Here is a 24815-nt window from a genome sequence, read left to right on the forward strand (position 1 = left end):
CTCGCAGGGCGAAGCCGGATGCGCGGCCACGGCGGCAAAGTGCCGTGATCACGCGGGTTTGCTACCTAGGCGTGGTGACTGAGCTCACCCGTGACCGGGCTCCATTCGGTGATCCGCAGCACCGCAACGGCGCCGCTGATCGCAAACGGGTCGTTCTTCAGGGTTTCCGCGAGCGCGGCCTGGCTGGGCGCGGACAGCAGCAACAGGGCGCCGGATCCATCGACGTAGGGGCCGGAGGCGACCAGGGCGATCTCGCCGGCCAATCCGGACAGGAACTCGCGGTGCCCGGGGCGGTGCTCATCACGAATGGCATCGGAACCGGCGGCGTACACATATTCAACTGCGAAAACACTCATGGGCAACAGCCTAACCGGTGCGTTGGGCAACTCTGATGCTTAATACGACACACCGGGGCCGGTGAGCCGTAACCACGGCGCCACTATGGCGACTCCGAAACCAGTGGCCCGACCGGCCTTGGCCGGACGGAGATTTCCAGCGAACAGCCAATGGTGCCCATGGGTTGGGCCATGGAGCTTCAGGGGACTCGCGGGGGTCGAGAAGCCAACGAAGCGAGGGAACCTGGCGGAAGAGCACGGGGTTGTTGCGCAGCACGTCCAGGTCGGAGACGAGTACGCCGTCGGCGAGCATCACCGCGAGCGAACCGATGATCAGCCAGGAGCGGTAGATGACTTCCTCGGGGGCGAACCGGGAAATGCTGTCGTCACGCAAGGAGCCGACACCGGTCCCACCCACGCACGGTTCGAGCGCGTTCAGTCCAGCGTGGGAAACGGCCGAATGGCCGGTCAGGGCAGCCGGAACAGACGGGGATGCCTGGGTCACCTTGAGCGTCGCGTGTTTCCTGATCTGGCGAGGCATGAAGTGGGGTAATTTCTTACCCAGACCTGAAACCCTTCTCGGTCCCAATCACGCGCCAAGAAACCAAGGGTCCGGACACCGATTAGCAGTCTTCCAGCCAGCGACTTTCCCGGAAATCCGCAATTCTGGCTCATCCCACCGCGTTGCCATGTCCAGACCCTTGGAGTCCAAGAGTGCTTAGCCCGGGCTAGGCTTTGCTGCCCTTGAGGGAGCCGGTGGTCATTGCGCCCGAAGGATCCCCGATCAGGCACTGAACGATCCTGTCGCCGTCCGCCCAGCTTTCATTGGTGGGCTGCATGACCGTGAAATCGAGCTCGGAGTCATCATATGCGACTCCCACGAAGGAGCTGAACGCGTTAATGCAGCTCGTCTCCGCCAGCTCATCCATGGCCTCGACGGTGTCGGGGAACTTCTCTAGATCGATGGTGAATTCGTGGAAGACCTCAAGGGAGTGCGGCTTTTCGCAAGGTACCACCGGGACCCGGTCCAGTTCACCTTCACCGGGATCGTTGAGGCAATCGCCGAGGCGAATGGAGAACGCGTCCGCGTTGACTTCGTCGCTGATCTTTCCGGCTACGTCACGGGGGGCCTCTTTGGCTGGGATGAGTGAACAGCTGCTCATAGCCAAAAGTCCGATAGTGAGCCACACCCCGGCGGTGGTCGACCTGATCATTATTTGTCCTTCTCGCGATGGAATTTATGAATTGATTCTAGTGCTCAAAGATCAATTCTGTCCCGCCAAATTCGTGTATATCAAGAAAAGTCGATCGCTGTTCTTTGCACAGGTCTAAATAATTTTTGGAGCCGGGTGCGCAGATGCGGTAGGTCCCGTTTGCGTTGATGTCCGCTTCGCGGTGGATTCCCCCGGCCGAACCGGCGGCATCTGGACGGGCCATCGTGGTGACCGGGAACCACGATCGTAAGGCCGTTCCGTGCCGCAATGGTCGGATTTCTGTTGCATGTCGCGCGGATTGACTCCGGGGACAGTGCAGTCCTGACCGCTTCCCTGCGTCACACAGAGAGGAATTGTCCCACGATCTGGACGCGGCGTTGTTAAACAAACCAAACATGACTTTTCAGGCGGCTCGCGAAAGGTGTTGAATAGGAAACATTTGATTCACATAAAGCAATATGACGACATGCATCCGGAGTGGATTATCCGCGCCACCTAGCGTGGAATGCGCAATTATTAGCCACTTGCTCGGAGCACCAGATATGCAGCCAGATTCAGCGACCATTACCTCTGGACAAAGAGAGGTTTCCGGTTCCGATCCGGGTACGCAAGAATCCAAGGCCCAAGCGACGGATCCACCCTCCGGATTGCACCGAAGCATGGGGCCCCGCCACCTCATCATGATCGCGATGGGTGGGGTGATTGGCTCAGGGCTTTTTCTCAGTTCGGGCTACACCATCGCCCAGGCCGGTCCGCTGGGGGCCGTTTTGGCGTATCTCGTGGGCGCATTCGTGGTGTATTTGGTGATGTCTTGCCTGGGTGAACTGGCGGTTGCCTACCCTGTGGCGGGAGCCTTTCACATTTACGCGGCCAGGTCTATTGGACCGGCAACAGGGTTCACGACCGCGTGGCTCTATTGGCTGTGCTGGGCCGTTGCGCTTGGCTCGGAGTTTACCGCCAGCGGCCTGCTGATGCAGCGATGGTTCCCGGACGTGGAGGTTTGGGTGTGGTGCTTGGTGTTTGCCGTTCTGGTGTTTGGGTTCAACGCTTTCTCCGCACGTCTTTTCGGTGAAGCCGAATTCTGGCTGTCCCTGGTCAAGGTGGCAACGATTGTCGCCTTGATCGTCTTTGGTGGTGCCGCCTTGCTGGGATTTCGACCGTTGGCAACCGACAGTGGAACGCCACTGCTGCTGAATAACTTCGTCACGAACGAAGGCTTGTTCCCCCAAGGCTTCTCCGGCGTCCTCGTCACCACCCTTGCGGTTTTTTATGCCTTCTCGGGGTCGGAACTCATTGGTGTTGCCGCTGGCGAAACTAAAGATCCTGCACGCTCGATTCCCAAGGCGTTGCGGGCCACGGTATTTAGGCTGTTGATTTTCTTTGTTGGTGCTATTACCGTCATTGCAGCCACCGTGCCCTATGGCAATGTGGGACTGGATGAAAGTCCGTTTGTGACGGTTTTTGGCAGCCTCGGCATTCCCTACGCGGCCGACATCATGAACTTCGTCATCATCACTGCCTTGTTGTCCGCGGGCAACAGCGGACTCTATTCCTGCGCCCGTATGTTGTTTTCTTTAGCTGATGAGGGCCACGCACCGAAGGTGTTTAAAAGGCTCACCCGTCGCGGTGTTCCGTTGATAGCCCTGAGCGTCAGCATGCTGGGTGGACTTGCCTCGCTTTTCTGCAGCGTCATGGCAGCCGAATCTGTTTATCTGGTCTTGGTTTCTATTGCGGGTTTCGCGGTGGTGGGCGTGTGGATGTCCATTTCCGCTTCGCACTTCTTTCACCGCAGAAACTTCGTGCGCCTCGGCGGGGATGTCTCCGCCTTGGCCTACAAATCACCGATCTACCCTGTGGTCCCAATTCTTGCCTTCACCCTGTGCCTGATCTCGGTCATCGGGCTCGCCTTTGACCCAAACCAGGTAGCTGCGCTTTACTTCGGCGTCCCGTTTGTGGGCGCCTGCTACCTGTTTTTTTACATCCGCCATGGTCGCCGTTCCGCGGCCAGCTTGAAAGAAAGCCCCATGTCTCGATGAACGCTTCAACTCCGTCCCCACTTCTCTTTTCCCTTTACGAACAAGCCACCGTCGGTTGCGGTGGTGCACCAAGCCTTTGGACTCACCCGCTGGACGATCGTCTGCAGGTAAATTCTCTGGATCGATGGAAAAACGTTGCCATCACCGCCGAACAGGCAAATCTCGACGCGCTCTTCTTCGCCGACGTGTTGGGTCTCTATGACGTCTATGGTGGGTCCGCCGATGCCGCGCTCAGCTGGGCAGTGGAGGCTCCGGCGAACGACCCCTTCGTTTATGTACCCGCTTTGGCCGCGCTGACCGAACGTCTTTCGTTCGTGATTACCGCATCGACGACGTACGAACACCCGTTCGCTCTCGCCCGGCGATTTGGCACCTTGGACCACATCAGCAACGGCCGTATCGGCTGGAACATTGTGACCTCATATCTCGCTAGCGCCGCGCGCAACTTCGGCATGGACGAGATGCTAAAGCACGCCGACAGGTATGAGCGGGCCGACGAATTCATGGACGTCATCTACAAACTTCTTGAAGGCAGCTGGGCGGCGGACGCTGTTGTGGCAAATAAGGCGGAACGGGTTTATGCCCGTCCGGGCTCGGTTCAGCCCATCAACCACGTCGGCGCACATTTCCGGGTTGACGGGCCATCGCTAACCTCCCCGTCATCACAGCGGACACCCGCCCTCTACCAAGCCGGCTGGTCACCACGTGGTCGAGAGTTTGCCGCTAAGCACGCCGAAATGGTGCTGCTACCCAAGAAAGACCCGAACGAAATCGCCACCGGTTTGGCAGACATTCATCGGCGTGCGGCCGAACGAGGACGACCCGCGGGCGAGATTCGATCGATGGCCTTGGCCAGAATCATCACCGCGCCCACCGCAATCGAGGCGCAAAAGAAGTACGACGATCTGCAAAGCAACTACCATCTGGAGGCACAGCTGGTTAGTTATGCCGGGGACACGGGCATCGACCTGAGCAAGTATGCCGACAACGAACCACTCACCACGGATTCCAACGGCCTGACGTCCTACGTCGTTAAGGGTGCTCCGACGGATAAACCACTGACAGCTGGAGACGTTCGCCGGAAGTTCGAAAACGTCACCCGCGGCACAGACTTGCTATTCATTGGGACGCCAGCGGAGGTTGCACGCCAGATTCAAGAACATGCGGCAACCTCTGGTCTCGATGGATACATGATCAATCCCTTGGTGAGCCCGGGATCGCTCAACGATTTCGCTGAATTTGTGGTTCCGGAGCTTACCAAGCGCGGGCTCTACGATTCCGAACCGAAGTCGGGGACGTTGCGCTCCAGGCTCCGCAAGGACAAAACAGATCAGCTGTCGTCAACGTCGTACGGGGCATCGTTCCGGCAAACGGTGAGCCAATCCCGCTAAGTCCCGCGGGCTGGTTTGCCGCGGAGTTGAGTGGTCGTTGAGGTCCCAAGGGTCTGGACATGGCTCATCCCACCGCGTTGCCATGTCCAGACCTCTGAGGCACCTCGGGCGATAAAAACCTCAGGGTAAACAAATCGGTCGGTGCACCTTCACTTTTGGTGAAGCTACACCGACCGATTCTTTGTCAGCTCAATAAGTCCGAAAACGGACTACATTGATTATTTGGCTACGGCGTTGTTGACCTTGAGCTCGCGGTTCAATGGAATGTCGGCCCCCAAAGACTGAGGAAGCTGAGGGCACCCAACGAACGCTTACCGTCGCCATCAATGCCTAAAAGTCATCACCCGGATCCACACCCTCCGGCAGCGTAAAGCAGGCAGACCCCGATGCAATGCGGATCGTTCCGGGCTCACCTATCCCGATGATGTAGCTTTCTGCGGCGTCTCGTGAGCGCAATTGCACCCGATAATCGCCAACGATATCGAGATCTGATTTGATGGCGAAGGGACCATCCCGGTAATGCGCCTCAATCGCCTTCAAGATAGGTTCTCCCTCGGTCCCCTTTTTTAAGGTGACGGTGGTTGAGCCGTCCCAAGTATGTTTTTTCTCGGAGCAACTAAACAAGACCCCGGTCTCCCTTTGATCGATCTTGGTAACCTTGTCTTCGGGAATCAAGTCGGCGATTTCCAGCTCCATTGCCTGGGCCTTGGCCTTGGCCTCCTGCCACGTCAGTTCACTCTCCACAGGGGTATTCCCTTCGGTCTCGGTCGTACTTTTCGGCGCCCCGGGTGTGCACCCCGTAACCGCCACCAACAGAATCAACGCGGCAGCAGTGAATCGTGTCCGGATCATTTCATTACCCACTTAACCATGTCGTTGCGCGCTTCTCGATTATCTTGGTTCTCAGGGTCGGCCCTCTGAATTTCACTGTGGTCGTCAACCGGATCACCTTCACCGTCAGGTCTGGTGTAGACGTTATTGGTAAACGCCTCTTGAGTCCTCGGTATCTTACCGTCCCAGACCAACCCTTTCCTTTGCGCCCACAGCAAAGCATCGCGCTCATACACGAGATTCGTGTACTCGGTGTCCTCGTCCGGAACCCACTTTTCGTGCATCCCGGCCCCGGACAAAGAAGTGGACTTGTCCCACTTGGCACCGAAGATCTCGGAACTCGACAGGTTCTGATACCCCCAGCTATGACCAAACCCAATCTGCTCGGCGTTTTGAAGCAACGGATCTGACTGTATTCCCCGTTGGAAGGCTGCCAGTTGCCGTCCGGCATCCAAACCGCGATCTGGATCGTTCGCCTCCAGAAGACGGAAGAAGTCAGTCCCCCCGTCGTACGAGTCTTCCCCAGCGAATTGCCCGTCCTTGTACACGAATGCGACGGTGTCCGGGACCGCGCCCACCAACTCGATTGGGATTTGTTGGGGGCCATTATCATAAAAACTTTTTGGGTTCGTAAACGTTCCCGGAACATAGGTAATCGTCCGTTCGGTATCCTCATCCGGGGCGCCAATCATCTGAACGATTCGGGACTTGTCGCGGTCATACAAATACAGCTGCCTGTCCCCGGACTCGACCTTTTTCAGGTAGTTGATCTCACTAATAAGGAATGCCTGACGATCCGGATACTGACTACCTAGCGGGCTGGCCTTGGAGAATTCCTGAAGCATTTTCAGCTCTTTCTCGGCGGCCTGGATATCTGATGACACCGCCAACTTGTTCGCATACACGCGAGATAACGCCGGGATCCCGTCCAGCGACCCGAACACCCTCGGTGCGGCCCCGAGTAGCTCCGCTTGCAGTGTTGTGACCGTGAACTCAACCTTTTGATTCAGTCTGATCACCTGGTCGGGACCTTGTAGGCCATCCCACCACACGGCAATCCGTTCCGCAGGTACCGACTGCAATGCCTCATCCCACCCGGGGATCTTCGCCTGGGCCCGGATCTGTTCGGGTGTCGCGGTGGACAGGAAGTTCATCAACGCCTCCCCGGATCGGCTGGCCGGGACCAACGCCAACACCAGGCTGTCGGTGGATAGATTCAGTGCCCCACCTGGTAGGTCCGTTCCTTCGCCGGCGTTGCGGAACGCGTCCGCGATCTTGACCAGATATCTGGCGTCCTCATCATTATCCTCGAAAAACCGGGTGAACCCGTCCTGGAGCGCGCTATCGCCGACCATGCCTCGTCGCGTCCACGTGCACACGTCTCAAAAAGTGCCCAGTGCAGCCACCACGGAATCACACACCGGTCTGGCATCCACGTCTTGGGCCCGGAACACCGTCGCGGCACGGGTCAGCGCATCGGGGATCGCGGAACTCGTTCCACCCGCGCCCACACCTAATATCCAGCCACGGACCTCTTGCGGTATCGGATCAACAGCAACCCTCGGCGGCATCGTCTTATCTCGCAGCCAGTCAGAGAAGGAATAACCGAGAATCGTTTGCGCGTCCCTACTCTCCGCTTGGTGTAGCCATGGCTCTGATTCCTGGAATTCAAGGAACTCGATCTCCTTGAGCCGTGCACGGGCTCTATCCTGGGCACGATTCATTTCGTCGCGGGCAGTATCGGCTTGCCGCTTGACCGATTTCACGCCCTCGGCCAGATCTTCAACCGCACGGAACAGAGCTACACGGGCCCTCTTCTGGGCCTCATGGTTCTCAGCGAACAAACCCGAGTACGTCCCGCTGAACTGATCCAACGCCTCACCGAACACAGACCCTCGTTGAACAACCTGCGCAGAGAGCTTCCCGTACGCCGCGTCACACTTCGCGATGAGTGCATCGGCTACTCCATGATCAAAATTCATTCAACATCCTCTACGACCAGCACGCCGCCAGCGCACGACGGGAATAATCAACCAAAAACTAAGACAACAAAGCACAGGCAAGGTACAGCAACGAGCCCGGCAACCTGGATGACGAGCGGGCGGCTCATTGCCATCACGCTGCGGATACGACGACAAGTCGCTACGCAGCGCACCGGGTCTGCCACTCACGTTAGTGAGTAAGGCAGACCTGCCCGCGCGTCACCAATTGTGGTTATGCGCCGCCACCAGCGGTAAAGATGTCCTGCGAGATCTTCTGCAGCTGGTTCCGCAATGCTTCGAGTTCGCTACGCGCCTTGCCCAACGCGGCCCTGGTTTCTGGCCAAGTCGAGGAACGGAACGTCTTCGCCAGCGGGCCATCCCAGACGTTCGGGTCGGACAAGATGCGCCCTTGGTTATCCAGTGCTGTCATCTGGTCGGTGCATCCACCGTTCACGATGCCTTGAATCTGCTGGATTAAATGCTTCGCCCGCTCGGTAGACCAAACCCGTGACATAAAAACCCCTTCGACATTAGACGGTCCGGCCATGTGCGTTGTCTCCCTCAAGAGCACAACGCACGCAAGGTCACATAGTAAAAAGGGCCATCCTGACCACCCCATCAGCAGGTTATCACAAAAGCCTTTACAAATACCTCTGTCATGGATCCTGCAGGCTGGAGAGTGCGCACCGCATTCGACCCGAGTAGGAGGCCAGTGGTGTCTTCCATGGTTGAGAGGAGCTCCCTCCGGCAAGATTGAAGCTCGACCATCACCACGGCAGTCAATCGATGCCGAGATCCGCGAACGCATTCCCGCGGATCGTTTGCCCGACGAAGGAGAGCGCGGCGGGACGTTGCGGCTGCTGCGGGTAGCACCGATGCCACTGGCTACCCTGTCCGGCGACTCCCCCGGCGGTGCACGGCGAGGGGTCGCCCGCCACGCGGGGTGTCGGCCATGTGACGGGTCACGTGTCCAAACCTGCGGGCGTCAGCCGAAGATCGATACCGGCTTGACGATGTCTGCGTAGATCAGCACCGCACCCATCACCAGCATGCCCACCGCGACCACGTAGGTCAGCGGAAGCATCTTGGCGATGTCCACCGGCCCCGGATCGGGGCGGCGGAAGATCTTGGAGAAGAACCGGCGCACCGATTCGAAGAGTGCGCCGACGATGTGCCCGCCATCCAGCGGCAGCAGCGGGATCAGGTTGAAGACGAACAGCGCGATGTTCAGCCCGCCGATCAGTGAGATCAGGCTGGCGGCCTTGTCCGCGACCCCGATCTGCTCCATGGCGCTGATTTCCCCGGCAATGCGTCCCACGCCCACCACGGAGATCGGCCCGTTGGGGTCGCGCGGCGTATCGGAGAACGCGGCCTTGCCGACCGCTGCCACGCGGGCGGGCAGATCGAGCACCACGGCCGAGACCCCGGCGACCTGCTGGCCCACGGCCGGCAGGACGGCGGAAACCGGCTGCTGGATGTTCCGCACGTCCGAGCCCATGCCGATGAACCCGACCTCGACGGTCTCGGGCGTGCCGGAGGCGTCGGTGACGACCTGGCCCTGGTCGTTGATCACCGGGCGTTCGGTCTTGTAGGGGGTGATGGTGGTGGAGTGTTCCAAGCCGTCGCGCTGGTAGACCAACGGGACCGACTCGCCGGCGTGGCCGCGGATCGCCTGGGTCAGGCCCACCCAGTCGGTGGTGCCCACCGGCGCGCCGTCGAATGAAGTGATGACATCTCCCGGGCGCAGGCCGGCCGCATAGGCAGGGCCCGGTGCGTCGGAGGGCAGGCAGCCGTTGTTCACCGAGGAGTCGCGGGAGGATTCCTCGCCGAGCGGCACCACGCACTGGTAGACCTCGTCGACGGTGCTGGTCTGGGCGGGCATCCCGAAGCCGACGGTGACGATGCCGATCATGACCACGCCGATGAGCAGGTTCATCACCGGGCCGCCGAGCATGATGATGATGCGCTTGTAGACCGGCAGCTTGTAGAACAGCCGGTTCTCGTCCCCCGGCTGCAGCTGCTCGGCGGCTGCGTGCCTGGCCTCGTCGGCCATCTGCTGGAACATGCCGGTGGAGGACTTGCGCAGCATCGGGGCGTCGGTGGCGCCGACGAGCCCCTTGTTCCGCGCCGGCGGGTACATGCCGATCATGGAGATGTAGCCGCCCAGCGGGATGGCCTTGAACCCGTATTCGGTGTCCCCGCGCTTGAAGGACCACAGCGTCTTGCCGAAGCCGATCATGTATTGGGGCACGCGCACGCCAAAGCGCTTGGCCGGGATCAGGTGCCCGACCTCGTGCAGGCCGATGGACGCGCCGACGGCGACGACCATGATCAGGACACCGAGGATGAAAAGTAGAACGCTCACAATGTTTCCAAACGCTTGGCGGCTTCGGTTCGTGCCCAGCTCTCGGCGGCGAGCACCGATTCCAGGTCAAGGGTGCCGGGTTCCGGGTCGTAGCCCTGCAGGATTGCGTCGACGGTTTCGACGATGTCGGTGAAGCGGATGGCCCCGGCGTGGAATGCCTCGACCGCCTCCTCGTTCACGGCGTTGTACACGGCCATGTGCGTGGCCGAGGCGGCGGCGGCGGCCTTGGCCAGCTCGATGGCCGGGAACGCCGTCGCATCCAGCGGCTCGAAGGTCCAGGAGGATGCGGTGGACCAGTCGCAGGGCGCGGTGGCTCCCGGCACGCGTGCGGGCCAGCCGATGCCCAGCGCGATGGGCAGGGCCATGTCCGGCGGGGAGGCCTGGACGATGGTGGAGCCGTCGATGAATTCGACCATGGAGTGCACGATGGATTGGGGGTGCACGACGGCCTCGATGCGATCCAGCGGGACGTCGAAGAGCAGGTGCGCCTCGATGACCTCCAGGGCCTTGTTGACCATGGTCGCGGAGTTGGTGGTCACGACCTTGCCCATGTCCCAGGTCGGGTGGGCCAGCGCCTGGGCGGGGGTGACGTCGCGCAGCTGCTCGCGGCCGAGTCCGCGGAAGGGTCCGCCGGAAGCGGTGACGATCAGCTTGTGCACCTCTTCGGGTGTGCCGGCGCGCAGCGCCTGGGCCAGCGCCGAATGCTCGGAGTCCACCGGGACCAGTTGTCCGGGGGCTGCTGCGTTCTTGACCAGTTGTCCGCCGACAATCAGCGATTCCTTGTTGGCCAGGGCCAGCAGGTGGCCTGCGTTCAGTGCCGCGAGGGTGGGGGCCAGGCCGATGGAGCCGGTGATGCCGTTGAGCACCACGTCCGCGTCCGGGAAGGAGGCGATCTGCGTTGCCGCGTCGGGCCCGGCGAAGAGCTGCGGGTCGTAGCCGCGCACCCCGGCGGCGTCCTTGGCCGCGGCGATCGCGGCGGAGAGCGCGTCCAGGTCCGGGTAGGCGCAGCCCACCGCGGCGGCCATTGTGGCCACGGCCTGGGCGGCCAGCAGGGGCAGGTTGCTGCCGCCCGAAAGCGCCGCCACGGCAAACCTGTCGGGTGCCGCGGCGATGACCTCCAGGCCCTGGGTGCCGATGGATCCGGTGGAGCCGATCAGCGTGATGCGGCGGATCGTGCCGGGGAGCGGGGCGGTGAAGGCCGTGGCCGGGCGGGGGGCGGAAAACTGCGCATTGTTCACCTGACCCATTATGTCCGCTCTTCCTGTGCCTACCCAATGGGAAGTGGGCGCAACGTTGCGGTGAGCGCTGCCGCCCTTAACCGGGCGTGGCCCCCGTTTCCCTCCGGTGAAGGGGGAATCGGGGGCCACGCGGGATGGCGCGTGCCGCGGCTAGCGGCGCGTCTTGCCGCCGTGGCGCGGGCCGTGGATGTCCATGACCTGCACCTCGGCGGGCTCTTCGTTCTCGCCGGTGCCGGTCCCGGCCTCGGGCACCACCACCACGGGCTCCACCAGCTCACCGACCTCGGCTGCCGCCTTCGGGAACAGGCGGCGCAGCACCTTGGCCAGCAGCGGCCAGAGCAGCACCAGGGCGATGATCGCGTAGACGACCACGGCGATCGGCTCGCTGAACAGGCCGGCCGGGTCCCCGCCACTGAGCTGCAGGGACTTGCGCAGTTCCTCCTCGGCCCGGGGGCCAAGGATCACCCCGATGATCAGCGGCAGCACCGGGATGCCGAAGCGGCGCATCGCGAAGCCCAGCGTGCCCAGCACCAAAAGCAGGACCAGGTCGAAGGCCTGCAGGTTCACCGCATAGGCGCCCAGCGTGGCAAAGAACAGGATGCCCGCGTAGAGGTACTGCCGCGGCAGCTGCAGCAGCTTGGCCCACAGCGGCGCCATGGGCAGGTTGACCAGCAGCAGCAGCGCGTTGCCGATGAACAGGCTGGCGATCAACGCCCACACCAGCTTCGGCTCCTCCTCGAAGAGCAGCGGGCCGGGCTGGACCCCCAGCTGCATGAGCGCCAGGAGCATGACCGCGGCGGTCGCGTTGGTCGGCAGGCCCAGGGCCAGCATCGGGGTCAGCGTGCCGGCGGCCGAGGCGTTGTTGGCCGCCTCGGGACCCGCAACGCCCTCGATGGCGCCGTGGCCGAATTCCTCCGGGTGCTTCGAAAGCTTCTTCTCGGTGATGTAGGACAGGAACGTCGGGATCTCCGCGCCTCCGGCCGGCAGGGCGCCGAAGGGGAAGCCGTACGCGGTGCCGCGCAGCCAGGGCTTCCAGGAGCGCTTCCAGTCGGACTTGCCCATCCAGGGACGACCCACGGGAATCGTCTGGCTCCGGGTCTTGCGCAGGTGCGCGGCGATCCACAGGGCCTCGCCGATGGCAAAGATCGCCACGGCGACCACCACGATGTCCAGCCCGTCGGCGAGCAGCGGCTGGCCGAAGACCAGCCGGCCCTGTCCGCTGACCGGGTCCAGTCCGACCAGGCCGATGGCCAGGCCCAGGCCGAGGGCGGCAAAGCCGCGCAGCTTGGAGGAACCCAGCACGGCGGTCACGGCAACCAGCGCCAGCAGCATGATGGCCAGGTAGCTCGGGTTGCCCAGGGACACGGCGAACTGCACCACCCAGGGGGCGATGGTGGCCAGCAGGGCGGTGCCGATGGTTCCGGCGACGAACGATCCGATGGCCGCGGTGGCCAGCGCCTGGGCGGCGCGGCCGGCCTTGGCCATCTTGTGGCCCTCGATGGCGGTGATGACCGTGGCGGACTCGCCGGGGGTGTTCAGCAGGATGGAGGTGGTCGAGCCGCCGAACATGCCGCCGTAGTAAATGCCAGCGAACATGATCATGGCGCTGGTGGGTTCCAGCCCGTAGGTCACCGGCAGCAGCAGCGCGATGGCCATGGCCGGGCCGATGCCCGGCAGCACGCCGATGGCGGTGCCCAGCAGCACGCCCACCACGGCGAAGAGCAGGTTGACGGGGGTCACTGCGGTGGCGAACCCCTGCATCAGCAGGTTGAATGTTTCCACTTAGAGCACTCCCTTGAGCAAGCCGGCCGGCAGGTGGATGCCCAACCCCAGGTAAAAGCCGTAGAAGGTGCCCACGGCCAGGGCCACGGAAATCAGTCCGTCACGGATGTAGTTGCGCCCGCCCAGGGCCAGGACGCTGCCCCAGAAGAGGATGGTCCCGGAGATCGGCCAGCCCACCAGGTCGATGAAGAGGATGTTGAGAATGAAGACCAGCACCAGTGGAACGACGACCTTCCAGTCGATGGGCGTCCCGATCTCGATGTCCTCGCCGTCCTCCGGCTCTGCCGCTCCCCCGCGCAGGATGTTCACCGCGAGCAGGACGGCACAGACCAACAGCAGGGTCCCCACGATGTAGGGAACGGTCTTGGGACCCAGCCCGTCGGACTGCTGGTAGGGCACGTTCAGCCCCGCGGCATCGACCAGCACCATGGCCCCGACCGCCCCGAGCAGGGCCGCGAAGCCCAGCTCGGAGCGGTCCTTGAGCCAAACGGCTACTGGTTTCATGCCAATCCCAGGGCGGTCAGGACGTCGGAGACCCGCTTGTCCTGGTCGGTGAGGAAGCCGGCGAACTCGTCCCCGGTGATGAACGCGTCGGTCCAGCCGTTGGTCTTCAGTGCCGCCTTCCATTCCTCGGAGGCGTGCATCTTCTCCAGCGTGGCGATCCAGCGGGCCTTGGCCTCGTCGCTGATGCCCGGAGGGGCCACCAGGCCGCGCCAGTTGCTGAATTCCAGGTCGATGCCCGATTCCTTCAGGGTCGGGGCATCAACGCCCTCGAGGCGCTCGGCGCCGGAGGTGGCGAGCACGCGGACGTCGCCGGACTGGATCTGCTTGAGGAATTCCCCGGCACCGGAGGCCGCGAAGCCCAGCTTGTTGCCCAGGATCGCCGGCAGCAGGTCGCCGCCGCCGTCGTAGGAGACGTAGTTGACCTTTTTCGCGTCGATGCCCACGGCCTGGGCCAGCTGCATCGGCAGCAGGTGGTCGGGGCCGCCCGGCGAGGAGCCGCCGCCGACGGCCAGCTTGGACGGATCCTTCTTCCAGGCCGCGACGAGGTCCTCGATGGTCTTGTACGGGGAGTCCTTCGAGACCATGATGGCCCCCGGCTCCTGGATCAGCCGGGCGATCGGGGTGGTGTCGGTCAGCCGGGCGTCGGTGTCGTTGGTGTAGCTCGCGCCCACCACGCCCAGGCCCATGAGCATGCCCAGGTCGTTGTTGCCCTTTTCGTTCACGATGCGGGCCAGCCCCACGGTGCCGCCGGCGCCGGCAAGGTTGAAGACCTCCACCGACTTGGCGATCTCCGCTTCCTCCATGACCTTGGCGCCGACGCGGGCCGTGGTGTCGTAGCCGCCGCCGGGGCTGTTGGGGACCATGATGCGCAGGCCGGTCACCGGGCCGGATTCGGCCGCGCTGCCTGAGGCGCCGGCGTCGTTGCCGGTGACCCCGCAGCCGGTGGCGGCGAGCATGATGCCGGCGGCGACCGCTGCCAGCTTCAAGATATTGGTTCGTCCCATGGTGATTCCCATCTCAAATGCGAGTGAATGATGTGCACCACACTAGGCCGCCAGCAGGGCCGGGCAATTCTTGTGTTCGCAAAGAAAGTTGTGTACATAGTGTTCACGGTCACATTCGGCGCGGATGCCCGATTTGGGTAGAGTTCACGCCGATGGCATATGCCGGACCGGGCGATTGGCGCCGGGTGCGTCATGGCACGGAAAGGACCGCCGGTGCCCGGCCACTCCCCCGCCCCGCGTTGGGGCCGCACCGCCCGGCTGAGCCTCGCGGGCCAGTTCCTGGGACTGCAATTGCTGATCCTTCTCGCCGTCATGGCCGGAGTCCTTGCCATGTCCCTGGCCCAGGCCACCCAGACCTTTGAACGCGTCGAGTCCCGGCGTTCGCTGGCGGCTGCCGAAAACCTCGCAGCGACCCCGCTGGTGCGCGCCCTGCTGCCCGAGGCCAGGCCCCGCTTCGGCTCGGCCCTGCCCTCGATCACCGAGTCGGTGCGCTCGGTCTCCGGCAGCAGCGAGGCGGTGCTGGTCAACGCCGAGGGGACAGTCGTGACCGCCTCGAATCCCGCCCTGCTCGGGGAGAAGTTCCCGCTGGGCGAATCCGACGTCATGGAGGGCCGCGCATGGACCGGGTCCACGCAGCGCGGCGGCATCAAGATGCTCGAGGCGCACGTCCCGGTGCTCGATGACGGCGGACGGCTCGTGGGATTCTCCGCCATGGGGCGCAGCTACCCCTCGCTGCTCGAACGCCTGCTGGAGGCCACCCCCAACCTGCTGGTCTACCTGGGGGTCTCGGTGGCAGTGGGCACGCTCGGCTCGCTCCTGCTCTCCCGCCGCGTCAAGCGCCAGACCCTGGGCCTGGAGCCGGCGGAAATCACCGGGCTGGTCGAACACCGCGAGGCCATCCTGCACGGCGTCAAGGAGGGCGTGGTGGCCATCGACCTGCGCGAACGCATCACCCTGGCCAACGACGCCGCCCGCCGGCTGCTGGGCTGGCCCGAGGACAGCGAGGGCCGGACCCTGGCGGACCTGTCCATCGACGCGGCCCTGCGCGAGGTGCTGACCATGAAGCAGGCAGAGGCGGACCGGCTGGTGCTGGTCGGCGAGCGCATGGTGGTACTCAACCGCCGCCCCATGGAGGCGCGCGGCCGGCTGGTCGGCTCGGTGACCACGCTGCGCGACCGCACCGAGCTGACGACCCTGGAAAAGGAACTGGGGGCCACGCGCATGACCACCGAGACGCTGCGCGCCCAGACCCACGAGTTCGCCAACCAGCTGCACACCATCTCCGGGCTGATCCAGCTGGAGGAATACGACGAGGTGCTCTCCTATGTCAACGGGGTGAGCTTCAGCCGCACCCGGCTGCTGGACGACGTCACCCACCGCGTGGCAGACCCCACGGTGGCCGCGCTGCTTATTGCCAAGTCAGCGCTGGCCTCGGAGCGGGGCGTGGGCATCGACCTGGATCCTGCCTCGCAGCTGGGCCGGGTGGACGAGGCGCTGTCGCGGGACCTGACCACGGTGGTCGGCAACCTGGTGGACAACGCCATCGACGCGGTGGCAGGGCGACCCGACGCGCGGGTCAAGGTCCGGCTGGCCGAGGAGGGCCAGACGGTGGTGGTCACGGTGCACGACTCGGGCGAGGGCGTCGACGAGTCGAACGTTGCTAAGATCTTCGTGCAGGGCTACAGCACCAAGGCCTCCTCCTCCGAGGCGGGTCGCGGCTTCGGCCTGGCGCTGACCCGCCTGGTGTGCCTGCGCCGCGGCGGCGACGTCACGGTCGCCAACGACCAGGGGGCGGTCTTCACCGCCCGCCTGGGGAAAAGGGTTCAGCCATGATCAAGGTGCTCATCGTCGACGACGACTTCATGGTCGCGCGGATCCATTCGGGATTCGTGGCGCAGATGCCCGGCTTCGAGGTCGCGGGGGTCGCCCGCACCGGGGCCCAGGCCCTAGCCGAGGCCCGCCGGATCCAGCCCGATCTGGTGCTGCTGGACATCCACCTGCCCGATATCTACGGGCTGGAGCTGCTGGGCCAGTTGCGCGCGGAGGTCCCGGAGCTCGACGTGCTGGTGATCAGCGCCGCCCGCGAGGCCGAGACGGTGCGCCGGGCGCTGCGCGGGGGCATCGTGCACTACCTGATGAAGCCGTTCACCCAGGAGGACCTGCACCAGCGCCTGGAGCACTACCGGCGCACCTACCGTTCGCTGGGTTCGGCCGCCACCGCCGAGCAGTCCGACGTCGATGCGGTCTTCGGCATGGCCGGGGCCGACAGGCCGCTGCCCAAGGGCTGCGCGGCGGAAACCATGGAGCGGGTGCAGGCCATCCTGCGCGAGGCGGAGGCTGACCTCTCCGCGCTGGAGGTCGGCGAGATGCTGGGCCTGTCTCGGGTCAGCGCGCGGCGCTACCTGGAGTACCTCAACGAGGTCGGCCAGGCGCAGGTGAACCTGCGCTACGGCGGCGGGCGCCCGGAGCGCCGGTACAGCCGGCGCGGGGCCTAGCTGCGGGCCGGCTACAGCCAGTCGTCCTCGCCGAAGGTGCCGTTCTGCAGTTTTTGGTGGGCCTCGCGCGTGAACATCAGGCACACGCGCGTCGCCTCCGCCACCGTGATGCCGTCCTGGTTCTTGCCCACGTGGGCGAAGGTCGCCACCCCGAGCCCGGGCCGGGAGTTCGACGGGCGCAGGTCGACGATGTGCGTCTGGGTGTACAGCGTGTCCCCCGGGAAGAGTGGATGCGGGAAGCGCACGTCGGTCAGGCCCAGCTGGCCCATCAGCGTCCCCTGGGTCAGCTGCGAGACCGATTGGCCCACCATGGTGGCCAGGGTGAACATCGAGTTCATGACCCGCCGCCCGAAGGGCTGGGTCGCGGCGAAGGCGGCGTCCAGGTGCAGCGCCTGGGTGTTCATGCTCAGCGAGGTGAACAGGACGTTGTCCGCCTCCGTCATGGTGCGCCCCGGGGAGTGCACGTAGACCGCGTCGGCATCCAATTCCTCGAAGTACAGGCCCCGCTCGTGGATTTCCTTGACGTCGTCTCGCTCCGACATGTCCCTCACGCCCCTTGTCCTTGTGTGGGAATTTCCCCGCCGCCCGCCTCCCCTTCACGGGAGCGGTGCGGCGGAGAAAGCGGCCCACGAAGATCCTTGTTCTCGTATCCTACAAACTTTCGGGGCGTTCGCCCCCGAAATGCCTAAAGACCCAGCGAGCGGGCGATCAGCAGCAGCTGGACCTCGGTGGTGCCCTCGCCGATTTCCAGGATCTTCGAGTCCCGGTAGTGCCGGGCCACCAGGGACTCGTTCATGAACCCGTAGCCGCCGAAGATCTGCGTGGCGTCGCGGGCGTTGTCCATGGCGGCCTCGCCGGCCACCAGCTTCGCGATGGCCGCCTCGGTCTTGAAGTCCTGGCCCGCCAGCATCTTCGCCGCGGCCGCATAGTAGGCCAGGCGGGAGGTGTGCACGCGCGCGGCCATCCGGGCGATCTTGAAGGAGATCCCCTGGTTTGAGCCGATCGGGCTGCCGAAGGTCTTCCGCGTCTTGGCATAGGCAGTGGCCTCGTCCAGGCAGCCCTGGGCCGCCCCGGTTCCCAGCGCGGCAATCGCGATGCGGCCCTCGTCGAGGATGGACAGGAAGTTGGCGTAGCCGCGCCCGCGCTCCCCCAGCAGGTTTTCCTCGGGGACTGACGCATTCTCGAACCTCAGCGGGTGGGTGTCCGAGGCGCGCCAGCCGACCTTGTCATAGGCGGGGTCCACGGTGTATCCCGGGGTGTCCCGCGGCACCAGGATCGTGGAGATCTCCTTGGCGATCGAGCCGTCGGCCTTGGTCCGGGTGCCGGTGACGGCGGTGACGGTGACCAGCGTGGAGATGTCGGTGCCGGAATTGGTGATGAATTCCTTGGACCCGTTGACCACCCACTGCCCGTCCTGCAGCGCGGCGGTGGTGGCGGTGCCGCCGGCATCCGAGCCGGCGCCGGACTCGGTCAGCCCGAATCCCGCAAGTTCCGCCCCGGAGCACAGCGCCGGAAGCCAGCGCTCCTTTTGCGCCTGGGTGCCGAAGCGGTGGATGGGCATGGCCCCCAGGCTGACGCCGGCTTCCAGGGTGATGGCCACCGACTGGTCGACCCGGGCCAGTTCCTCGATGGCCAGGGACAGCGCGAAATAGTCCCCGCCCATGCCGCCGAAGTCCTCGTCAAAGGGCAGGCCGAAAAGCCCCATCCCGCCCATCTGGGCGATGACGTCGTAGGGGAAGGAATGCGCCGCGTCGTGCTTGGCCGACACCGGCGCCACGACCTCGTTGGCGAACTCCCGCACCGTCTTGGCGAGTTCCAGGTAGTCGTCGTTGAGTTCCAGGTTGATCATTTTTCCCTGTGCACCTTTCACTGGTTGCCGGGGCCGCCCGATGGCCGCGGGCCGGGTGGGCCGCGAGGCCAAACGTTGCTTGGTTGCGCTTCGCTTGGGCTTTGCCGGTTGACCACGTATTGTTAGTGATCATTAACTGAGTCCGAGGCTAGTGGCGCGCGCCACACTTGTCCAGCCTCCGGGAGAAAGTTGCACCGGCGGTCCTGTGGCGGCCGCCGGGCCGAGACACGAAGGAACGGTGGAGGGTGAACGACATTCCCAAGGACCCTGCATCGACCGACCGCGAACGCGCCAAGGCACAGCGACGCGAGGACCTGCTGACCGAGGCCACCAGGCTCTTCGCCATCCACGGCTATGCCGGGGTTTCGCTGGAGGACCTCGGGGCCGCCTGCGGCATCAGCGGGCCGGCGGTGTACCGGCACTTCTCCGGAAAGTCGGCGGTGCTCATCGCCCTGCTGGTGGGCATGAGCCAGGACCTGCTGGACGGCGGCCAGAAGGTTGTCGGCGCCGGCGGCACCGCCGACGAGACGTTGAAGCGGCTGATCGCCTTCCACACCGACTTCGCCCTGGCCCGCCCGGACATCATCCAGGTCCAGGACCGCAACCTGGAGACCCTGCCGGCGGCCGAACTGCAATTGGTTCGCAAGCTGCAACGCGCCTACATCGCCCTGTGGACCGAGCAGCTGCACCTGATCCACCCGCAGGAAACCAACGCCGTCATCCGGTTCCGCGCCCACGCGGCCTTCGGCCTGCTCAACTCAACCGCCCATTCGGCGCACTCCCCGCGCACCTCCAAGGCGGGATTGCGGCGGCTGCTGAACCAGATGGCCGCATCCGCCCTGTTCACCCCGGTAGGCTAGGGCCTAGACGTTGACCACAAAGAGAGAGGCAGTGACCGTGCATCTACGGCCTTTGCAGCCCGAAGACCTGGATCAGTTCTTCGAACACCAGCAGGATCCCGAAGCCAACCTCATGGCTGCCTTCACGGCCCGGAACCCGGCGGACCGCGGGGTCTTCGACCACCACTGGGGTTCGATCATCAACGACCCCAAGGTCATTGTGCGCACCATCGAGCACGACGGCGAAGTCGCAGGTTCGATCCTGGTCTTCGAGAACGAGACGATCCCGGAGATCAGTTTCTGGACCGCCAGCCGCTACTGGGGCCAGGGCATCACCACCTCGGCCGTTGACGCGTTCCTGGCCGAGTACACGGCCCGCCCGCTGCGCGCCCGCGTGCCGCAGGACAACATCGGCTCCATCAAGGTCCTGGAACGACGTGGTTTCAAGGTCATCGAGGAGTCGGCCGATTTCTCCAACGCCCGCGCCGCGGTCGTGAAGGAATTCATCATGGAGCTCAGCTAGCTCCCACCTGCAGACTTCGCCCACTGGGGGCATGACAGAGGCCGGGATCCCCGCGGAGATCCCGGCCTCTGTTGTGTCCAGCGCGGATCAGCCCTTCGGTGTCTCCAATTCGAGCAGCAGGCGGCGCGCCTCGCGGCGCACTGCCTGTTCGCGGGGCTCGGGCACCGGGGCCGCCGCCAGCAGCCGGCGGGTGTAGTCGTGTTGCGGGGCGTGCAGCACGTCCGAGACCCTGCCCTGCTCCACCGACTTGCCGTCCTTCATGACCACCACGTGGTGCGCCAGCAGGTCCACCACGGCCAGGTCGTGGCTGACGAACAGGCAGGCGAACTCGTAGCGGGCCTGCAGCTCCTGGATCATTTCCAGCACCGCCGCCTGCACCGAGACGTCCAGCGCGCTGGTCGGCTCGTCGGCAATCAGCAGTTCCGGGTCAAGGGTCAGCGCGCGGGCGATGCACACGCGCTGGCGCTGGCCGCCGGAGAGCTCGTGCGGGTAGCGGTTGAGCACCGAGCGCGGCAGGTGCACCGCTTCCAGCAGCTCCCCGGCCCGCCGGATGCGCTCGGCGCGGCTGCCGACCTTGTGCACCACCATCGGCTCGGTGATGCAGTCGCCGATCGGGAAGCGCGGGTTCAGCGACGCCGCGGGGTCCTGGAAGATCACCCCGATCTTGGCGCGGACGGCCCGGGCAGCCTTGGGCCGCAGCGTGGCCAGGTTGGTGCCGTGGACCGCGAGCACGCCCGAGGCCACGGGCAGCAGCCCCAGCACGGCCTTGGCCACGGTCGACTTGCCGGAGCCCGACTCCCCCACGATGCCCAGGATCTGCCCGCGGGCCAGTTCGAAGGACAGGTCATCGACCGCCCGGAACTTGGTGCCGCGCATGTCGTATTCGAGCACCAGGTTCCTGGCTTCGAGGACCAGCGTGCGGTTCGGGTCCACCGGGGCGACGGGCTCGGGCGTCCAGCCCCCGGTCACGTCCACGGCCTTAAGCCGGGGCACCGAGGCCAGCAGCTTCTGCGTGTACGGGTGCACCGGGTTGTTGAGCACCTGGTCCACGGTGCCGGTTTCCACCAGCGAGCCGTGGAACATCACCGCGACGCGGTCGGCCAGATCGGCCACCACGCCCATGTTGTGGGTGATGAGCAGGATGCCGGTGTTCAGCTTGTCCTTCAGCTCGCGCAAAAGGTCAAGGATCTCGGCCTGCACCGTGACGTCCAGCGCCGTGGTCGGCTCGTCGGCGATGATGACCTTCGGGTCGCAGGAGATCGCCATGGCGATCACGATGCGCTGGCGCTGGCCGCCGGAGAACTGGTGCGGGTACTGCCTGATGCGCTTGGCCGGGTCGGGGATGCCGACCATGTCCAGCAGCTCGATGGCCCGCCTGGTGGCGTCCTTGCCGTAGGCCAGGCCGTGCAGTTCCAGGGACTCGGTGAGCTGGCGCTCAATGGTGAGCACCGGGTTCAGCGCCGTCATGGGTTCCTGGAAGACCATGGCAATGTCGGTGGCGCGCATCTTGCGCATCCTGTTCTCCGCCATGCCCACCACGTTGACCCCGCCGACCAGCGCCTTGCCGGTGATGTAGGCATTGGAGGGCAGCAACCCGATGGCGGCGGTGGAGGTCACCGACTTGCCGGAGCCCGATTCGCCCACCAGGGCCACCACTTCGCCGGGGTACACCTCCAGTGACAGGCCCTTGACCGCGTGCACGTCGGAAAACTCGGTCTCGAAGGAGACCGACAGGTTCTCGAAGCTCAGCGCCGTTCCTCTGTCGTTTGCCGGGGGTGAGGTGATGCTCATTCGGAAACCTCTTCCTTCTTGCTGCGGCGCCTGGCCTTGCGGGTCTGGCGCGGATCGAAGGCGTCGCGCAACCCGTCGCCCAGGAAGTTGACGCTCAACGCGATCGCCAGGATGATCATGCCCGGCCACCAGAACAGCCAGGGCCGGTTGGTGAAGGCGTTTTGGTATTGGCTGATGAGCAGGCCCAGGGACGAATCCGGGGCCTTGACCCCGAAGCCGAGGTAGGACAGCGAGGTCTCCAGCAGGATGGCCCCGGCGATCGCGAACGTCGCGTTCACCACGATGACGCCAATGGTGTTGGGCAGCAGGTGCTTGAGGATCACCCTGCTGGTCTTTGCGCCCATGGACTGCGCTGCCGCAACGTACTCGCGTTCGCGCAGCGAGAGCACCTCGCCGCGCACCAACCTGGCCAGGCCGGTCCAGGTGACCAGGCCAAGCACCAGCGCCAACACCACGGTGGTGTTGCCGGTGCGCGAGGCGATCTGCCCGAGCACCGCGGCCAGGACCAGCAGCGGAATCACGATGAACAGGTCGGTCATGCGCATCAGCACCGCATCGACCCAGCCGCGGTAGTAGCCGGCGACGGCCCCGACGACGGCCCCGATCACGGTGGCCACAATCCCGACGATCACCGCGATGATGATCGACTGCTGGGTGCCGCGCATCACCAGGGCGAAGTAGTCCTTGCCCGTGGAATCCTGGCCGAAGGGGTGTTCGCCCCAGGCAAGTCCCGTGCCCCCCAGCCAGGTGGGCAGCAGCGAGAACGTGGGCCTTCCCCCGTCGATGACGCTCCCGGCCATCGTGTAGTCCTTGTCCCACCAGCCCGGGATGCCCGCATAGCCGATGGAAGAGAAGGCCATCACGGCGATGAAGGCCAGCGCGACGGTGGAGATCATGGCGGCCCGGTGGGCGACGAAGCGTCGGCGGACCAGTTGGCCCTGGCTCAGCGATACGCTGTCCTTGCGTGCCAGCGCCGCGTCCTCGGCCTCGGCCAGCAGGACGGCGGGGACCTCGGTGGGTTCCTTTTCGATGGTCATGCCCGGCCCTCCCGTGCGCTTGCGTGGTTCGTGTGCTTGTTCATACCCTGATCCTCGGGTCCAGAATGGCGTAGAAAATGTCGGCCAGCATGTTGAACAGGACCGCAGCGGTGCCCGTCACCAGGAAGAAGGCCATCACCGGAGCGGGGTCAACCTGCATCAGGCCCGTTCGGAACAGCTCGCCCATGCCCTTCCAGCCGAAGACCGACTCGGTGATCACCGCTCCGCCGATCAGGCCGGCGAAGTCGAAGGCCGCGATGGTGGCAATAGGGATCATCGCGTTGCGGAAGGCATGGCGGAAGATCACCGTGCGTTCGCTCAGCCCCTTGGATCGGGCCGTGCGGATGTAGTCCTGCTGTCCGACCTCCAGCATCGAGGAGCGGGTGTAGCGGCTGTAGCTGGCCAGCGAGATGATCGCCAGCAGGATGGTGGGCAACAGCAGCTGGGTGCCCTTGTCCAGGAAATCCTCCCAGAAGGTGCCGACGAAGTTCGGTGTTTGCGACCCGATGGTCGCGATCGGCCGGGGTTTGAGCGCCAGGAATCCGGGCCAGGCCCGGAAGATGTGGTCAAGGGTCGTCAGCCCGGCCATGACGATGCCGGTGGCGATTCCCACGCCCATCGCCGGGACGGCCAGGTGCCCGCCCAGGTACTTGCCCAACAGCGCCGGAATAACCACGGCGAGGACGGCTCCGATGGCCAGGACGAACCAGTTCGGGTTCTCCAGCAGGCCGAAAGACGCGAAGTAGACGATCGCGCCCAGGGCAACGGTGGCCAGCGCCGGGTAAAGCACCTTGGTGTTTCGCAGGCCCACCGACATGGCGGTGCCGCTCAGGGCCACGCCGAGCCCGAGCACCAGCACCCCGCCGAAGCCCAGTTGCGGGAAGCGGAAGAAGTTCAGCCAGGTGAGGTAGGGGATGACTATCGCCACGAAGGCGGCCGCCACGGCGAAGGTGGCAATGCGCCGTCTGGGCGTGCCACCCAGGAAGACCTGCATGAGGAAGCCGACAAGGACCGCGATGGCGGCAATCTGCGGCACCGAGAAGGCAGGGTCCTCCATCCAGTCGTTATAGCCGATGGCGAGGTATTCCTTGAGCAGCACTGCGGCCCAGAAGACCGGAAGCGAGAAGAACATGAACGTCAGGAACGTAACGCCGTAGTCGAGGCCCGAGTACTGGCGCACAGCAGTCAAGACGCCGATGGCGATCCCGAGGATCGCGGCGAGCACCGTGGCCAGCAGGACCAGGCGCAGGGTGGAACTGGCCGCCAGTCCGAGCAGCGCACTGACTTCCACGCCTTGGCGGCTGGTGCCCAGGTCGCACTGGAGCGCGAAGCACTTGCCGACGCCGACCAGCCAGGTCCAGTAGCGCTGGTACCAGGGCATGTCCAGGTTCATGAACTCGATGCGCCGTTGCATCAGGTTTTCGCGGTTTTCCGCATTGCTTTCCCGCAACTCCGCCAGCGGGTCGCCGGAGTTGATCACGAGGACGTAGAGCAGGAGCGAGGCCGCGAATAGGATCCCTATCGACGCGCCCAGCCTGCGGAGAATGAATCTCAACACTGCAAGTAGCTACCTTTCTAGCCGATGTGCCCGCGGCCCGG

23 protein-coding genes are annotated in these 24815 nt (G+C 64.6%); 6 read left to right on the forward strand and 17 right to left on the reverse strand.

The window, feature by feature from the left end; translation table 11 throughout:
* Positions 1–65: 65 nt before the first annotated feature.
* From KRR55_RS13460 to KRR55_RS13470, 3 genes are all read right to left on the reverse strand, one after another.
* Positions 66–356: a YciI family protein gene (locus tag KRR55_RS13460; RefSeq protein ID WP_217389615.1), complete on the reverse strand. Its 291-nt coding sequence runs from the start codon at positions 354–356 to the stop codon at positions 66–68.
* 10 nt (positions 357–366) lie between these two features.
* Positions 367–876, reverse strand: a complete 510-nt coding sequence (locus tag KRR55_RS13465; RefSeq protein WP_217389616.1) for a hypothetical protein — start codon at positions 874–876, stop codon at positions 367–369.
* Positions 877–1063: 187 nt separating this feature from the next.
* Entirely contained in the window at positions 1064–1549 is a 486-nt protein-coding gene (locus KRR55_RS13470; protein WP_217389618.1) for a septum formation family protein, read from the reverse strand.
* 542 nt (positions 1550–2091) lie between these two features.
* Here KRR55_RS13470 and KRR55_RS13475 point away from each other — a divergent pair.
* A complete protein-coding gene (locus tag KRR55_RS13475) occupies positions 2092–3585 on the forward strand; it encodes an amino acid permease (protein ID WP_217389619.1) in 1494 nt (497 codons plus the stop codon).
* Positions 3582–4976, forward strand: coding sequence for an NtaA/DmoA family FMN-dependent monooxygenase (locus tag KRR55_RS13480; RefSeq protein ID WP_217389620.1), 1395 nt, complete (start codon positions 3582–3584; stop codon positions 4974–4976). The genes KRR55_RS13475 and KRR55_RS13480 overlap by 4 nt, the downstream gene beginning before the upstream one ends.
* Positions 4977–5306: 330 nt before the next feature.
* On the opposite strand, the gene KRR55_RS13485 is transcribed toward KRR55_RS13480, so the two are convergent.
* The 9 genes from KRR55_RS13485 to KRR55_RS13525 all read right to left on the reverse strand — a co-directional run bounded on the left by KRR55_RS13485 (position 5307) and on the right by KRR55_RS13525 (position 14682).
* Positions 5307–5720, reverse strand: coding sequence for a hypothetical protein (locus KRR55_RS13485; protein ID WP_217389622.1), 414 nt, complete (start codon positions 5718–5720; stop codon positions 5307–5309).
* A gap of 104 nt (positions 5721–5824) precedes the next feature.
* Complete coding sequence (locus KRR55_RS13490; protein ID WP_217389624.1) at positions 5825–7162, reverse strand: hypothetical protein; 1338 nt, start codon at positions 7160–7162, stop codon at positions 5825–5827.
* A 27-nt stretch (positions 7163–7189) separates the two neighbouring features.
* A complete protein-coding gene (locus tag KRR55_RS13495; RefSeq protein ID WP_217389625.1) occupies positions 7190–7789 on the reverse strand; it encodes a hypothetical protein in 600 nt (199 codons plus the stop codon).
* A gap of 232 nt (positions 7790–8021) precedes the next feature.
* Positions 8022–8336 carry a pyrophosphorylase gene (locus tag KRR55_RS13500; protein ID WP_254456194.1) on the reverse strand — a complete coding sequence of 105 codons (315 nt, stop codon included), beginning with the start codon at positions 8334–8336 and terminating at the stop codon, positions 8022–8024.
* Between the two features lie 438 nt (positions 8337–8774).
* Positions 8775–10157 carry a M50 family metallopeptidase gene (locus KRR55_RS13505; RefSeq protein WP_217389777.1) on the reverse strand — a complete coding sequence of 461 codons (1383 nt, stop codon included), beginning with the start codon at positions 10155–10157 and terminating at the stop codon, positions 8775–8777.
* Positions 10151–11401 carry a 1-deoxy-D-xylulose-5-phosphate reductoisomerase gene (gene dxr, locus KRR55_RS13510; RefSeq protein ID WP_217389626.1) on the reverse strand — a complete coding sequence of 417 codons (1251 nt, stop codon included), beginning with the start codon at positions 11399–11401 and terminating at the stop codon, positions 10151–10153. The genes KRR55_RS13505 and dxr overlap by 7 nt, the downstream gene beginning before the upstream one ends.
* Positions 11402–11542: 141 nt before the next feature.
* The gene (locus KRR55_RS13515) at positions 11543–13153 is read right to left on the reverse strand and encodes a tripartite tricarboxylate transporter permease (RefSeq protein ID WP_254456220.1); all 1611 of its coding nucleotides are present in this window, start codon (positions 13151–13153) and stop codon (positions 11543–11545) included.
* Positions 13154–13174: 21 nt separating this feature from the next.
* Complete coding sequence (locus tag KRR55_RS13520; protein WP_217389628.1) at positions 13175–13678, reverse strand: tripartite tricarboxylate transporter TctB family protein; 504 nt, start codon at positions 13676–13678, stop codon at positions 13175–13177.
* Positions 13675–14682, reverse strand: coding sequence for a Bug family tripartite tricarboxylate transporter substrate binding protein (locus KRR55_RS13525; protein ID WP_217389629.1), 1008 nt, complete (start codon positions 14680–14682; stop codon positions 13675–13677). The genes KRR55_RS13520 and KRR55_RS13525 overlap by 4 nt, the downstream gene beginning before the upstream one ends.
* 258 nt (positions 14683–14940) lie before the next feature.
* Between KRR55_RS13525 and KRR55_RS13530 the strand changes: the two genes are divergently transcribed.
* Together KRR55_RS13530 and KRR55_RS13535 are read left to right on the forward strand one after the other, a co-directional pair.
* A complete protein-coding gene (locus KRR55_RS13530; RefSeq protein ID WP_217389778.1) occupies positions 14941–16515 on the forward strand; it encodes a sensor histidine kinase in 1575 nt (524 codons plus the stop codon).
* Positions 16512–17177 carry a response regulator gene (locus KRR55_RS13535; protein WP_217389630.1) on the forward strand — a complete coding sequence of 222 codons (666 nt, stop codon included), beginning with the start codon at positions 16512–16514 and terminating at the stop codon, positions 17175–17177. Before KRR55_RS13530 ends, KRR55_RS13535 begins: the two co-directional genes overlap by 4 nt.
* 11 nt (positions 17178–17188) lie before the next feature.
* Here KRR55_RS13535 and KRR55_RS13540 read toward each other — a convergent pair whose 3' ends face one another.
* The gene (locus KRR55_RS13540) at positions 17189–17719 is read right to left on the reverse strand and encodes a MaoC family dehydratase (RefSeq protein ID WP_217389636.1); all 531 of its coding nucleotides are present in this window, start codon (positions 17717–17719) and stop codon (positions 17189–17191) included.
* Between the two features lie 143 nt (positions 17720–17862).
* Positions 17863–19026 carry an acyl-CoA dehydrogenase family protein gene (locus tag KRR55_RS13545; RefSeq protein ID WP_217389637.1) on the reverse strand — a complete coding sequence of 388 codons (1164 nt, stop codon included), beginning with the start codon at positions 19024–19026 and terminating at the stop codon, positions 17863–17865.
* 245 nt (positions 19027–19271) lie between these two features.
* Here KRR55_RS13545 and KRR55_RS13550 point away from each other — a divergent pair, with 245 nt between their 5' ends.
* Entirely contained in the window at positions 19272–19886 is a 615-nt protein-coding gene (locus KRR55_RS13550) for a TetR/AcrR family transcriptional regulator (RefSeq protein WP_217389638.1), read from the forward strand.
* Positions 19887–19923: 37 nt separating this feature from the next.
* A complete protein-coding gene (locus KRR55_RS13555) occupies positions 19924–20388 on the forward strand; it encodes a GNAT family N-acetyltransferase (protein WP_217389639.1) in 465 nt (154 codons plus the stop codon).
* A gap of 87 nt (positions 20389–20475) precedes the next feature.
* On the opposite strand, the gene KRR55_RS13560 is transcribed toward KRR55_RS13555, so the two are convergent.
* From KRR55_RS13560 to KRR55_RS13570, 3 genes are read right to left on the reverse strand one after another with little or no spacing between them, the layout of a single operon-like run.
* Positions 20476–22179, reverse strand: coding sequence for an ABC transporter ATP-binding protein (locus KRR55_RS13560; protein ID WP_217389640.1), 1704 nt, complete (start codon positions 22177–22179; stop codon positions 20476–20478).
* The gene (locus tag KRR55_RS13565) at positions 22176–23216 is read right to left on the reverse strand and encodes an ABC transporter permease (protein ID WP_217389641.1); all 1041 of its coding nucleotides are present in this window, start codon (positions 23214–23216) and stop codon (positions 22176–22178) included. The genes KRR55_RS13560 and KRR55_RS13565 overlap by 4 nt, the downstream gene beginning before the upstream one ends.
* A gap of 40 nt (positions 23217–23256) precedes the next feature.
* Entirely contained in the window at positions 23257–24774 is a 1518-nt protein-coding gene (locus KRR55_RS13570) for an ABC transporter permease (protein WP_217389642.1), read from the reverse strand.
* Positions 24775–24815 lie beyond the last annotated feature (41 nt).

This window comes from Paeniglutamicibacter quisquiliarum (assembly GCF_019084045.1).
GTDB classification, from domain to species: domain Bacteria; phylum Actinomycetota; class Actinomycetes; order Actinomycetales; family Micrococcaceae; genus Paeniglutamicibacter; species Paeniglutamicibacter quisquiliarum.